Raw genomic sequence first — 13,441 nt, forward strand, 5'->3', positions numbered from 1 at the left:
GTAATTCTGCGGATGCGCGGCATCACCAAGACGTTTCCCGGCGTTGCCGCGCTGCAGGATGTGAACCTCGAGGTCCGCCGCGGGGAGATCCACGCGATCTGCGGCGAGAACGGCGCCGGCAAGTCGACCCTCATGAAGGTGCTGTCGGGGGTGTACCCGCACGGCTCGTACACCGGCGACATCCAGTTCGACGGGGAGCCTTGCCACTTCGGAGGGATCCGCGACAGCGAGCGGCGCGGCATCGTCATCATCCATCAGGAGCTGGCGCTGATCCCGCACCTGTCGATCGCGGAGAACATCTTCCTCGGCAACGAGCGGGTGCACCGCGGGCTGATCGACTGGAACCGCACCAACGCCGACGCCGGCGCGCTCCTGCGCCGGGTCGGCCTGCGGGACAACCCCGTCACGCCCGCGATGGACCTCGGCGTCGGCAAGCAGCAGCTCGTCGAGATCGCCAAGGCGCTGTCGAAGGAGGTCCGCCTGCTGATCCTGGACGAGCCGACGGCGGCGCTCAACGAGTCGGACTCCCGGCACCTGCTGGACCTGCTGCTGGAGTTCCGGGAGCGGGGCATCACCTGCGTGATCATCTCGCACAAGCTCAACGAGATCGAGGCGGTCGCCGACACCACCACGATCCTGCGCGACGGCCGGACCATCGAGACCCTCGACATGCGGGGCAAGAACGTGTCGGAGGACCGGATCATCTCCGGCATGGTCGGCCGGGACCTCTCGCACCGGTTCCCGCCGCACACGTCCAGCATCGGCGACGAGGCGTTGCGGATCGAGGACTGGACCGTGCACAGCCCCACCCAGCACGGCCGGGTCGTCGTCGACAAGGCGGCGCTGTCGGTGCGCCGCGGCGAGATCGTCGGCCTGGCCGGGCTGATGGGCGCGGGCCGCACCGAGCTGGCGATGAGCATCTTCGGCCGCAGCTACGGCACCGGCATCACCGGCCGGGTCTACAAGGACGGCGTGCCGGTGGAGCTGCGCACGGTCGGCGACGCGATCGCGCACGGCATCGCCTACGCCACCGAGGACCGCAAACGCTACGGCCTCAACCTCATCGAGGACATCCAGCGCAACGTCTCCGGCGCCGCGCTGCCGCGGGTCGCGCGCGCCGGCTGGGTCGACGACAACCGCGAGTTCCAGGTCGCCGAGGAGTACCGCAAGAGCCTCAACATCAAGGCACCCGGCGTCGGCGCGGTCACCGGCACGCTGTCCGGCGGCAACCAGCAGAAGGTCGTGCTGGCCAAATGGATCTTCACGAATCCTGACGTGCTGATCCTCGACGAGCCCACCCGCGGCATCGACATCGGCGCCAAGTACGAGATCTACACGATCATCAACCGGCTCGCCGACGAGGGCAAGGCGATCCTCGTCATCTCCTCCGAGCTGCCCGAGCTGCTCGGCATCTGCGACCGCATCTACGCCCTGTCGGCGGGCCGGGTCACCGGTGAGGTGTCCCGCGCCGACGCGACCCCCGAGCGGCTGATGCAGCTCATGACCAGATTTGGGGAACGCTCATGACGGCTCTCCTGGACGCCGAGACGGAGACCGTGGCGCCGACCCGGTTCTCGGTCAACCTGCGGCAGAGCGGCATCTACCTCGCGTTCGCCGCGATCGTGGTGCTGTTCGAGATCCTGACGTCCGGCGCGTTGCTGGAGCCGCAGAACATCTCCAACATCGTCGTGCAGAACTCGTACATCCTGATCCTCGCCATCGGCATGATCCTGATCATCATCGCCGGGCACATCGACCTGTCGGCGGGCTCGGTCGTCGCCGTCACCGGTGCCGTCGCCGCGGTCCTCATGGTCGACCTCGACGTGCCGTGGCCCGTGGCGATCCTGGCGACGCTCGCCGTCGGGGCGCTGATCGGGGCCTGGCAGGGCTTCTGGATCGCGTACTTCGGCATCCCCGCCTTCATCGTCACCCTCGCCGGCATGCTGGTCTTCCGGGCGCTGACCATGACGGTCCTGGGCAACCAGGGCATCGGGCCGTTCCCCGACGACGTGCGGACCCTCGCCAACGGCTTCACGCCCGGCTTCCTGCGCAACGTGGGCCTCGGCGTGCTCGGCGGGGCGGACCTGTTCACGCTGCTGGTCGGCCTCGCGGCGGTGGCCGGCATCGTGGTCGTGCAGTGGCGGGCCCGGCGCGCCCGGGTCGGCTACGGGCAGGCCGTCGACAGCGTGCCTGTCTTCGCGGCGAAGATCGCCGGCGCGTCGGTCGTGCTGATGTTCATCATCGTCCAGCTGGCCCGCTTCAAGAACCTGCCGTGGGTGCTGGTCCTGCTCGCCGCGCTGGTCCTGCTGTACACGCTGATCTCCCAGCGGACCGTCTTCGGCCGGCACATCTACGCCGTCGGCGGCAACCTGCAGGCCGCCGGCCTGTCCGGGGTCAAGGTCAAGTCGGTCACGTTCTGGATCTTCGTGAACATGGGCCTGCTGTCGGCGATCGCGGGCGTCATCTTCGCCGGCCGCCTCAACCAGGCCGGCCCGACCGCCGGCAACGCCTTCGAGCTCGACGCGATCGCGGCGGCGTTCATCGGCGGCGCCGCGGTGCAGGGCGGCGTCGGCAAGGTCGTCGGCGCCATCACCGGCGGCCTCATCATGGCCGTCATCAACAACGGCATGTCCCTCATCGGCTCCCCGAGCGAGCGCGTCATGCTCGTCAAGGGTCTGGTACTGCTCGCGGCGGTCGCCTTCGACGTCTGGGCGAAGCGGCGGGCGGGCCGCAGCCGCTGAGCGGTCCCCGGTGCGCGGCCTGGGCGGGACACGCACCGGCGGATGGATGAGGCCCAGGGGACGCTGGCGGTCCCCTGGGCCTCGCCGTTCGTGGCCGGTGCGCGGGCTCGCCACGTTTCCGAAAACCATTGACAGGAGTCGACGTTCTCGGCGAGCGTGCATCGTGTTAGCGCTCACATCGTCCGCCAACGGGAGTGCGTTCCATGATCAGTCGTCGTCACCTGCTCCACCTCACCGCCGGGACCGCCACCGGTGCCGCCCTGGCCGGCCTGCTGCCGCCCGGCGCGGCGCACGCGGCGACCCCGCCGGTCGCCAACGTCCGGCCCGACTTCGGTGTCCAGCTCTACCCGTTCCCCGCCGGTGCCGTCCGGCTGACCCCGAGCCGGTTCCTGGACGCGCAGAACCGGCGCCTCGCGTACCTGCGGTTCCTGAACATGGACCGGCTGCTCTACAACTACCGGGCCACCACCGGGCTCTCCACGCTCGGCGCCGCGCCCTGCGGGGGCTGGGAGAGCCCCACCTGGAGCTGGCGCGGGCACATGGCCGGGCACTACCTGTCGGGCGCGTCGCTCGCCGTCGCCGCGACCGGGGACGCGCAGCTGCGCGGGAACATCACCTACCTGGTCGCCGAGCTCGCCAAGTGTCAGGCCGCCAACGGGTACCTCGCCGGCTTTCCCGAGAGCTACTTCACCAGGATGGAGAACGGCGAGTTCTTCGTCGTCTTCTACACCACGCACAAGGTCATGGCCGGGCTGCTGGACGCCTACCGGCTCGTCGGCGTCGACCAGGCCCTCACCGTGCTGCTCGCCCTCGCCGGCTGGGTCGACCAGTGGACCGGGCAGCGCAGCTACGCCAAGATGCAGAGCGACCTCAACACCGAGTTCGGCGGGATGAACGAGGTCCTCGCCAACCTGTACCAGCTGACCGGCAACGCCCGCTGGCTCGCCGTCGCCCAGCGCTTCGACCACGCCCGCATCTACGACCCCCTCGCGGCGAACGTCGACCAGCTCGCCGGGCTGCACGCCAACACGCAGCTGGCGAAGCTGATGGGGGCGGTCAAGGAGTACGAGGCGACCGGCACCGCCCGGTACTACGACATCGCCCGCAACTTCTGGGACATCGTCGTGCAGCACCACACGTACGCGACCGGCGGCAACAGCGACGGCGAGATCTTCCACGGGCCCGACCAGATCTCCAACCGGCTGTCGCGCGCCTCGTGCGAGGTCTGCAACGTGTACAACCTGCTGAAACTCACCCGCGAGCTGTTCTTCCTCAACCCGTCCCGCGCCGACTACATGGACTTCTACGAGCGGGCGCTCTACAACGAGATCCTGCCCCAGCAGGACCCGACGAGCGCGCACGGCCGGGTCACGTACTACCTGGACCTGCGGCCGGGCGCGGCGAAGGTCTACGACGACGACTACGGCACGTTCTGGTGCGACACCGGCTCCAGCCTGGAGACGTACGCGAAGTTCAACGACTCCATCTACTTCGCCAACGGCCGGACGCTCTACGTCAACCTGTTCATCCCGTCGGTGCTGACCTGGGCCGCGACCGGGCTCACCGTCACCCAGTCCACGAGCTACCCGGCGGCCGGCACGAGCACGCTCACGATCGGCGGCGCCGGCAACGCCACCGTCCGGATCCGCATCCCGTCGTGGGCGGCCGGCGCGACCCTGGCGGTGAACGGTGTGCCGCAACCGGCCACCCCGGGCGCGTACGCGACGCTCACCCGCAACTGGTTCTCCGGGGACACCGTCGTCGTCACGCTGCCGATGGCGCTCGCGCTCACCTCCACGCCCGACGACCCGGCGGTGCAGTCGGTCAGCTACGGGCCGGTGCTGCTCGCCGGGCAGTACGGCGCGTTCAGCCAGGGCCCGAACCCGGGCTCGCCGCCGGCGCCCAGCCCGCAGGTCCTGCAGCACCTGCCGGCGCTCGACCCGGCGTCGATCGCGCCCACGGGCACCGCGCTGACGTTCACCGCCCGGGCCGACGGTGCCGCGGTCACGCTGCGGCCGTATTTCGACACCCACAACCAGCACGGCACCGTCTACTGGACGAACCCGACCCGGTCCGCGTACGTGCGGCTCCGCAACCGCCGCAGCGGTCTGGTCGTCGGCGTCCAGGACATGGCGGTCACGGACGGCGCGCCGGCGCTGCAGTGGACCGACAGCGGCACCGCCGACCACCGGTGGGAGCTCGTGCCGTCGGCCGGGTTCGTGCGCATCCGCAACCGCAACAGCGGCAAGGTCCTCGGCGTCACCGGAATGTCCACATCGGACGGTGGTGCGGTCGTGCAGTGGGCCGACAGCGGTACCGCCGACCACGACTGGAAGATCGTCGACGCCGGCGGCGGCTGGGTCAAGCTCGTCAACCGCAACAGCGGCAAGGTCCTCGGCGTCGACGGCGGTTCGTCGGCCCGCGGCGCGACGCTGGTCCAGTGGGGCGACACCGGCGCCGACGACCATCTGTGGCAGATCGTCCCCGACGGCTGGGTGCGGCTGTGGAACGTCAACAGCACCCTCGTCCTCGGGGTGCAGGGCGCCAGCGGCGCGGACGGCGCGGCCGCGCTGCAGTGGCACGACTCGGGCACCGCCGACCACGGGTGGACGTTCGAGCCCGACGTCGAGGGGGCGTTCCGCATCCGCAACCAGGGCAGCGGCAAGGTCCTCGGGGTCCGGGACGCCGCCACGGTGCGGGGTGCGGCCGTCCTGCAGTGGAACGACAACGGCACCCGTGACCATCTGTGGCGGCTGCTGATGACCGGCAACGGCGACCAGTTCCGGCTGCTCAACCTCAACAGCAACCTGGTCCTGGGGGTCTCGTCCGCGAGCGTCGAGGCCGGCGCCGCCTGCCTGCAGTGGGACGACAACGGCACCGCCGACCACCTGTGGCGGCTTTTGTGAGGGCCCTCATTATGAGGGGGTAGTGTTGTTGTCGTGGGGGCCGACGACATCGAGCTGGCCGAGCGCATGCTCGGCTGCGTCACGCAGATCAGGCGGGCGCTGGACACGCGGTTGCAGGAGCACGGCGTGTCCATCGCCCGCAAGCGGGTGCTCGGTGCCCTGGCCGGCGGACCGGCCCGGCAGAGCGAGCTGGCGGTGGCGCTGGACGTCGCGCCGCGCACGGTCACCGAGCTGGTCGACGGCCTCGAGCGGGACGGCCTGGCCCGGCGCACCGGCGACCCGCGGGACCGGCGCGCCCGCCTGGTGCGGCTCACCCCGGCGGGCGAGCGGGCCGACGCCCTCGCCACGGCGACCCGGCACGAGGTCCTCGCCCAGCTCTTCGCGGACCTGACCCCGTCGGAGCGCGCCACCCTGGCGTCGGCGTTCGCCACCCTGCGCGACCGCGCCGCCGCCCTCGCTTCGTGAGGAGAGCCCAGATGTCGCTCGACACCGAGGAGAAGGCCCGGACCCGGGCCGAGCTGCAGGCGAACCTCCGGCTGACCGGCCTGCCGGCCGAGGTCCTGGCCGCGGACCTCGGCCTCACCGCCGCAGGCTTCGACGACCTGCTGCACCTCCGCCCCGGCGCCGACCCCGCCGACGTGTGGCTGCTCCGCGACCACCTGGCACGCGAGGTCGTCGCCGGTGGCGGGACCCCCGTGCCGTTCAGCGTGCTGACCGAGGAGGCCCGCACCGCCGCCGCCCGCTGGTTCCGGCTGCGCCCGCTCCCCGCCGTGACGCCCGGCGCCCGTCTTTTTGTCGCGCCGCTGCGGCTCGGCGACGCGGTCGCTGTGCTGCCCCGCTCGGCGGGCCTCTACGCCTGGTGGGCGCCGCCCACGGTCCTGGCGGCGTTTCCCGGCCCCGCGAACCTTGCCGACCCGGCGCAGCGCCTGCTGTATCTGGGCAAGGCGGACCGGCTGCGCACCAGGGTCGCCGGCAACCACCTGCGCCGCTCCGGCACGTCCACGCTGCGCCGGACCCTCGCGGGCCTGTTGCTGGCCACCGAGGGGTACACGACGACCTGGACCGACCGCGTCGTGCTGGTGCCCGCCGACGAGCAGCGGCTCACCACCTGGATGCACGAGCACCTGACGCTCACGTGGATCACGCATCCCTCGCCGTCGACGATCGAGCCGGCGCTCATCACCGAGCTCGGCCCGCCGCTCAACGTCGATGGCGCGGCGCCCGGCGCGACCCGCGACGCGGTCAAGCTCGCCCGGGCCGCCTACACCGCGAGCGCCGGACCGCGCCCGGTCACTCCACCGACCAGGTGATCGCCGGCGGGCGGACCCGGGCGCACCGGGGGCCGCCGGCGGCGTCGGTCAGGCCGAGCCGGGCGACCAGCACCCCGGCGCCGTCGTGGGCGGCGCGGAGCAGGTCGCCCGGGACGTCGCCGAACAGCAGCTTCGCCCGGCGGAACATCGCGAACTCCTCGCCGGTCACCGCGCCCCAGCTCAGGTAGAGGAACCTGGCACCGGGACGGCCGTGGACCCACGGGCCGCCGACGTCGAGCAGCCCGTCGACCTCGCGGCTGGTCACCTCGAGGTGCCACACGGCCTCCGCCGCGTCGGCCCGCACCCGGTCGACCACCTCGGCCTTGCGCTGCACGCCGACCTGCACGTCGCCGAGCCGCAGCGCGTCGGCCGCCGCCCCGCCGCGCCGTCCTGGCAGGTCGCTGCCCTCGATCCGGATCCGCACGACGGTGACTCTATTCGCCGGCGGCTTCCCGTGTACGCATGGCGGCCAGCACCCACGCGAAGGCGGGCACCGTGGCGGGACCGGGGTCGGCGCCGTTGAGCTGGGCGAGCAGCTGCCAGAACCGCTCGACCCGGGCATCGGCCACCATCTCGAGCCACGCCACGAACGCGGCGGCCTCGTCCCCGCCCAGGTCCGGCGGCACGATCAGGTCGAGCACCGCCTGCTCCGCCGCCGACCCCGGTGCGACGCCCCGCGCGACGGCGGGCCCGGCGTGCGCGAGGACGAGCGGCCGGACGTTCAGCCCGAACTCCAGGCTTTCCCCGCTGCCGCTCCTCGCCATCGCGCGCAGCTTCCCGCGGAAGCCCTCGTCGGCGACGAGGTCGCCGAGCTCCGTCCAGGCCTCGGCCTGCTCGCCGGTGGGCTCCTCGGGCAGCTCCCGCATCCAGCCGGCGACGACCGCGACATCCGGATCCCCGCCTTCCCGCTCGCCGTGTTCTCCGAACACCTCCGCGACGAGGTCGTCGATCATCCGCTGCCGCGCTGACACTCCGGTCATTCCGCCTCAACCTTCCATACGTCCGCCGCGGGTGATGTCGAGTCCCAGGAGACAGAGCAGGTACTCCGGCGACGGCCCGAAGCTCCCGCCCCCGACCGTGCCGGTCGGATCCCATCCGCTCTCCCCGGCCGCCGCCCTGTCGCGGGCCTCCCGCAGCAGCGCGGCCATGAGGTCGTCGAGGAGCCCGGTCTGCAGCACGAACAGCCGGTCGAGGAACACGCCCGGGTCCATGTACGCCGCCGTCGTGACACCCCAGTCCTCCGCCTCGCCCAGTGCTGCCAGGGAGGTCGTGAAGACCGGGTCGGCGGGCAGCGGCAGGAGCGGCCGGAGGCGGCCGTAGGAACGCAGCTCCCCGAGGGCGGTGCTGGCGAGCGACGCCTTGTGCACCGTGTTACGCAACGCTCTGAGGACCTCGAGCAGGTGCCGTCCCGGCGTGCCCGGGGCGACCAGCGCCGCCAGGTCCGCGTGCCGCGCCTTGAGATGGGTGATCCAGTCCTTGTTCTGCCACGCGGCCAGCCGCTCGTGACACCCCACCCGCAACGCCGAGTGCACCACCAGCGCCGCGGCGTCCAGCGCGCCCATCATGAGCAGCAGACAATGATCGAACGCGAGACACGCCGCGTTGAACGCGTAGAAGTCGCCCGACTGCTGCAACGCCTGATGCATCACGTCGCGCTGCCACAACGACAGCTCGACCCGCTGCGTGACGGACGACGTCGCCTCGTGGCGGTCCCCGTGCAGGTCGAGCCACCGGAACGCCGCGGGCACCAGCGCCCGCGCGCCGCCGGCGTAGAACCGCTTCCGGTCCAGGCTCTCCGGGAGCGACTCCAGCGGCTCCCAGACCTGGTGGTGCCCCTGGGCGCGCAGATACAGGCCGATCAGCGCGACCGCCTGCCGCGGCCGGAAACACTGAGGATCCATCGCCCACCGGCACGGGGACTCCATGGTCCACAGCCGCGCCTCGAACAGATGCTCGCGCTCGGTCACGACGATGTCGGCCCCGGCGGCCGCGGCCACGGTCGAGATCTTCGCATCGGGGTGCTCGTGCTGCCTGGCATACCCGGAGTCCAGGTCGAGCGCCGGGTCCACCTCCCCGCCCCCGTGCGGCACGACCAGCCACTCGTGCAGCTGCCTGCCCCGCGCCTCCGCGTCCCGGTCGTCGAAGACGTAGCAGTCCAGATACGGATGGTCCAGCAGCGTGGACAACACCGCACCCGCGACCGACCCGCCACCCGGCGAGCCGACCGTGTCCGCGTCGATCACCAGCGCCATCCTGCGCATCGGCGCCATCAGCCTGGTGAACAGCCCCGGCTCATGATCCCGCTGTACGGGCGTCGCCATCTGCCGCGTCCGTTGCGGGTAGTAGCTGGTGTCCATCCTCGGGATCACCGCAACCCCCACCCCCGACGTCGCGACAGGCCACGCACCCGGGCAAGTATGGACCGGCCGCCATCCTTCGTCCGCCGATTTTCCCCCGCTTGCTCAGGACAGCAGCGGGAACAGGTCGGTCGTGCTCCGGCCGGTCGCCGCTTCGATGAAGTCGACCGGCGGCGCCATCTGGACGATGACCGCCGCGCTGTGCGTCAGACCTTCGACGGGCACGTCCGGCGGCAGGCCCAGCGCGCGTCGCAGGTCGAGCAGGTGTACGGTCGCCTCCACGATGCCGATGCTGACGGCCTCGTCGAGGCGCAGCGACGCCCGCCCGAAGTAGTCGACGACCACGGGCCCGAGCTGCCGCGCGGTGGCGATCGCCCGCGGTCCCGTGCCGGCGAACTGCTCGACCATCTGCGCCGTGCCGTACCTGGCCGCGTCCTCGCGGGCGCCGGCCGCGACGTTGTCCCGCCCGCTGTGGGCGACCCCACCGGGGGCGTTGAAGTCCTGCAGCAGCGCGGCGGCCGTGACATGCGTCGGTTCGGTGTCCCGGACCCGGCCGACCAGGATCGAAAGCATGTAGGGCCACGACCCGGCATGCGCGTACAGGCTCCGCACGTCCCAGTCCCCGAGCCGGGTCGGCCGCTGCCACTCCTCGTCAGTCATCGCCCGCCCGTGCCCGGCCCAGACCGCCCAGAGCGCGTCGAGCGTGGTCAGGCGATCATCGATCGTCATCGCTCGACTGTACTGCCCTCTCCTACTGGTGCCGCCGGAGGGTTTGACTCGGCAGTTCGCCGAATGCTTCGCGGTAGCAGCGGGTGAACCGGCTGGCGTCGGCGAAGCCCCATCGTGTGGCGGCAGCGGTGACGGTCGTCCTGTCCGGAGGCGAAGCGGCGAGCAGCTCGGCGCGTACGTGGTCGAGCCGCACCCGGCGCAGGTGGGACAGCGGCGTCGTGTCCAGGTGCCGGCGGAAGGCGGGTTGCACCGCTCGGGGTGTCACGAAAGCGGCGTCGGCGATGTGATTCAAAGTCAGGTCCCGGTCGGGGTGGGCCTCGATGAAGGCTATGGCCCGGCGCAGCGTGTCGGGATGGCCGTCGTGCCGGTCCTCGATCGTGGGGTCGACGACGGCCGTGTTCGGGAAAGCGGTCAGCACGTGTGCGGCGATCAGTCGAGCCGACGCGGCGAGGACAAGTGAGTTCGACCCGGCCTCGGGAAGGTCGGCGACGACGGAAGCGACAAAGTCCGAGGCCCGCCACAACCGCGCCGCCGCCGCCGCCGTGGAATGGGGACGGGTCGAAAGTAGCCGGACATCGCCCTCGACGCCCGCCGTCTCGCCGAGCAACGCCTCGTCGATCATGAGGACGTCGGAGTCCACGTCACAGAGGCGGACCGCCCAGTCGCGCCCGGGCGGCACGGGGTAGGCGGTCTCGCCCGGGCCGTACGTCTCCTCAGCGCCGCCGACGGTGTAGCGCAGTGTCCCGCCGCGAAACCCACGATGGCGAGCGCGGGGAAGGGGGTCGGCATCGCTCCCGGCTCGGCCGGATCAGAGATTACCGGCCGTCGATGGGTGATCCTACGCGGCTCAGGGCGGGTGACTTGGTGAAGACGGTCTCAGAACCTCTTTGCGGCGGGAGGTATTCGTGGGCAGGCTGCGGCTCTGTGGAAGGCGGGGCCCCTTGACGGCCCCTTGACCTCAGCGATCCGCCGCGTCGCCGGGACCTGCCGCATTTGCGCGGTCTGTGGCGGAGCCGGGGCGAGCCGTGAGCCGGTGGGCGGGTCGGCCTCGGCGGACGTCGCAGCGGCGGCGGGCGAGGCAGGTGAGGGCGGCGTTGTGGCGTTTGCCTTGAGCGCGTTTGCGTTCGTAGCGGGCCCGTGAGGGCGGGTGGGCCAGGGACTCGAACGCGGCGAGGAAGAACGCGCGTTCAGCTGTTTGTCGCCGCCTTCGGGTGGGTGCACCCGGCGACCTGGTCACGCTGCAGCAGGACGTCGCGGAGGCCGGCGGCCAGTCGGGGCAGGATCCTCTCCGCCGCGCTCGTGCCGGGAACGGTCACGGTCTGCTCGTCCAAGGCGGTCATGATCTGCTCGACGAGGCGCTCGCCCGGGCGAGGTGCGTTCTTCGAGGCGATCTACAGAAGCTTGGAACGGCCTGCTTCGCGCGGACCGGTCGGCCCGCCGCAACGCGACAGCAGTTCCAGGACAGCTCTGTGCTGCACTCGCGGCCCGGGGACACGTTCGGGCGCGGGGTGGGTCTGGGTGAGCAATCCGCGGATGCGGTTGGAGACACGGGTGGGTTTCGCCCGCGAGGTCGTCGTCGAAACCGACCGGAACGTCCAGCCCGGCGAGGGTTTCGTGCGCCGACGTCAACCCGGCGCAGCGGGTGGGGCAGGGTGCGGGCGGCGTCCGCGATGACGTGGGCGTCACGGGCGTCGGTCTTCGCCGCACCCGGATGCAGATCAGCGATCCGGCGCATCGCCGGGCCGGGCAGGTATGCGACCTCGTGACCGCGGGCCCGGGCGACCGCGACCGGCAACGCTTCGATCGAGGCGGGCCGGTCGACGACCACGAGAAGCCGCCCGTGACGGGCGAGTTTGTCGAACACCTGCCGCAGTCGGGCTTCGGTGTTGGACCAGCGCGGCATCGTGCAGCCGTTTCCCGTCGACGTTCGAAGCGACGGCGTGATGGCCGTCCTTGCCGACATCGAGACCGGGGAACACCTGGTGGTCGCCGTGCACATCGCCTCCTCGTGACAGCAGCCCACCGACTCGGTCGCCAGTCTGGCGTCGACTGCCGGCAGCCGCGTTACGAAGGGGCCTACCCCAGCACCACTGGGTGGTCGTGTCCCTGTCAGCGGTCCGCCGGCGCCACCCGGCCCGGCGACAACACCCCCGGATCATGCATACGACAGGGGCAGTAAGAGGTCAGTTCAGAGTGAGCTGGCGGAGGCAGATGACTGAGCAGGCCAGGCTGATGAGTGCTTGGTGGATGTCGGCTCGGCGTTCGGTTCGTAGTCTGAGTTTCTTGAACGCGTGCAGCCAGGCGATGGTGCGTTCGACGGGCCAGCGGTGTGTGCCGAGGCCGGAGCCGTGGGCGGTGTTGCGGCGGGCGATGTGCGGGGTCACGCCGCGGGCGCGGAGCAGCCGGCGGTACTTGTCGAAGTCGTAGCCGCGGTCGGCGTAGATGCGCCGTGGCCGGCGCGCCGCGTACGGGCGGGACGGCGTCGAGCAGTGGCAGCAGTTGGGTGATGTCGTTGCGGTTGCCGCCGGTCAGGATCACTGCCAAGGGGATACCGGCGGCGTCGGTGATCACGTGGTGTTTGCTGCCCAGCTTGCCCCGGTCGACCGGGCTGGGACCGGTGAGGTCCCCCCTTTGAGCGCTCGCAGATGCGACGAGTCGACGATCGCCGCGGAAAGGTCCAGCCGACCGGCAGCACGCAGTTCGGCCAGGATCAGTTCGTGCAACTGTTGCCAGACGCCGGCCTCGTGCCACTCCTTCAACCGCCGCCAGCAGGTGGCACCCGACGCGCCGAACGCCGCCGTCGGCAACGCGTTCCAAGACACACCGGTCCGAGCAGCGAAGAGGATCCCTTCCAACACCGCCCGGTCCGACGTCCGCGCACGGCCGGGATACCGGAACCGCCGCTGCCGCACCGGGATCAGCGGCTCCAACCGCGACCACAGCTCATCCGTGAGCACCGCGTCAGACACCGCCCGAGCATCGAGCACCTTGCCCGCTCAGGCAATCCGACACGCCAGCTCATTCTGACCTGACCTCTAAGTCATACCAGCCCGAGCGACCGGGCAGTCCCGGCTGGGGACGATGAAAAGGTAACCGGGGGCTGTCGCCGCGGCGGTCGTAGCGGAGTTTGGACTGGCGGGCGATGGGCGAGCCGGTGGTCAGCTGTTGTGGAACCAGACCGGGCGGGAGGAGGCGGTCGAAGGTGGAGCGTCGACGGGACCGGGGGAGACGGCCTGCCGGCAAAGAGCCCGGTAGCGCCTCGGCGTGCGGGGCTGGGCGCGTGGGCCGGGCGCGTGGACGGGGCGCGTGGACGGGGCGCGTGGACGGGGCGCGTGGACGGGGCGCGTGGACGGGGCGCGTGGACGGGGCGCGTGGACGGGGCGCGTGGACGGGGCCGT

The 13,441-nt window shown here is 71.5% G+C and carries 10 protein-coding genes and 2 pseudogenes; 5 read left to right on the forward strand and 7 right to left on the reverse strand.

What is annotated here, in order from left to right:
• Window positions 1-12: 12 nt before the first annotated feature.
• The 5 genes from mmsA to ACZ6TV_RS27125 all read left to right on the forward strand — a co-directional run bounded on the left by mmsA (window position 13) and on the right by ACZ6TV_RS27125 (window position 6,957).
• Entirely contained in the window at window positions 13-1,527 is a 1,515-nt protein-coding gene (gene mmsA / locus ACZ6TV_RS27105) for a multiple monosaccharide ABC transporter ATP-binding protein (RefSeq protein WP_465300075.1), read from the forward strand.
• The gene (mmsB, locus tag ACZ6TV_RS27110) at window positions 1,524-2,741 is read left to right on the forward strand and encodes a multiple monosaccharide ABC transporter permease (protein WP_465300076.1); all 1,218 of its coding nucleotides are present in this window, start codon (window positions 1,524-1,526) and stop codon (window positions 2,739-2,741) included. The genes mmsA and mmsB overlap by 4 nt, the downstream gene beginning before the upstream one ends.
• 203 nt (window positions 2,742-2,944) lie before the next feature.
• Complete coding sequence (locus ACZ6TV_RS27115) at window positions 2,945-5,647, forward strand: beta-L-arabinofuranosidase domain-containing protein (protein ID WP_465300077.1); 2,703 nt, start codon at window positions 2,945-2,947, stop codon at window positions 5,645-5,647.
• A gap of 33 nt (window positions 5,648-5,680) precedes the next feature.
• On the forward strand, window positions 5,681-6,112 hold the full coding sequence (locus tag ACZ6TV_RS27120; protein ID WP_465300078.1) for a MarR family winged helix-turn-helix transcriptional regulator: 432 nt from the start codon (window positions 5,681-5,683) through the stop codon (window positions 6,110-6,112).
• Between the two features lie 11 nt (window positions 6,113-6,123).
• On the forward strand, window positions 6,124-6,957 hold the full coding sequence (locus tag ACZ6TV_RS27125; RefSeq protein ID WP_465300079.1) for a DUF2316 family protein: 834 nt from the start codon (window positions 6,124-6,126) through the stop codon (window positions 6,955-6,957).
• Here ACZ6TV_RS27125 and ACZ6TV_RS27130 read toward each other — a convergent pair.
• The 7 genes and pseudogenes from ACZ6TV_RS27130 to ACZ6TV_RS27160 all read right to left on the reverse strand — a co-directional run bounded on the left by ACZ6TV_RS27130 (window position 6,938) and on the right by ACZ6TV_RS27160 (window position 13,012).
• The gene (locus ACZ6TV_RS27130; protein ID WP_465300080.1) at window positions 6,938-7,381 is read right to left on the reverse strand and encodes a DUF5990 family protein; all 444 of its coding nucleotides are present in this window, start codon (window positions 7,379-7,381) and stop codon (window positions 6,938-6,940) included. The two genes, ACZ6TV_RS27125 and ACZ6TV_RS27130, sit on opposite strands and share 20 nt — an antisense overlap.
• A gap of 10 nt (window positions 7,382-7,391) precedes the next feature.
• On the reverse strand, window positions 7,392-7,937 hold the full coding sequence (locus ACZ6TV_RS27135) for a hypothetical protein (RefSeq protein ID WP_465300081.1): 546 nt from the start codon (window positions 7,935-7,937) through the stop codon (window positions 7,392-7,394).
• A gap of 6 nt (window positions 7,938-7,943) precedes the next feature.
• Window positions 7,944-9,326 carry a hypothetical protein gene (locus ACZ6TV_RS27140; protein WP_465300082.1) on the reverse strand — a complete coding sequence of 461 codons (1,383 nt, stop codon included), beginning with the start codon at window positions 9,324-9,326 and terminating at the stop codon, window positions 7,944-7,946.
• 93 nt (window positions 9,327-9,419) lie between these two features.
• Window positions 9,420-10,043 carry a maleylpyruvate isomerase family mycothiol-dependent enzyme gene (locus ACZ6TV_RS27145; RefSeq protein ID WP_465300083.1) on the reverse strand — a complete coding sequence of 208 codons (624 nt, stop codon included), beginning with the start codon at window positions 10,041-10,043 and terminating at the stop codon, window positions 9,420-9,422.
• A gap of 22 nt (window positions 10,044-10,065) precedes the next feature.
• Window positions 10,066-10,665, reverse strand: coding sequence for a helix-turn-helix transcriptional regulator (locus ACZ6TV_RS27150; protein ID WP_465300084.1), 600 nt, complete (start codon window positions 10,663-10,665; stop codon window positions 10,066-10,068).
• A gap of 336 nt (window positions 10,666-11,001) precedes the next feature.
• Window positions 11,002-12,040 (reverse strand): annotated as a pseudogene (locus ACZ6TV_RS27155) (IS110 family transposase).
• A gap of 186 nt (window positions 12,041-12,226) precedes the next feature.
• A pseudogene (locus tag ACZ6TV_RS27160) lies at window positions 12,227-13,012 on the reverse strand (IS5 family transposase).
• Between the last annotated feature and the right edge of the window lie 429 nt (window positions 13,013-13,441).

The sequence above is a fragment of the Dactylosporangium sp. NPDC051087 genome, assembly GCF_055586325.1.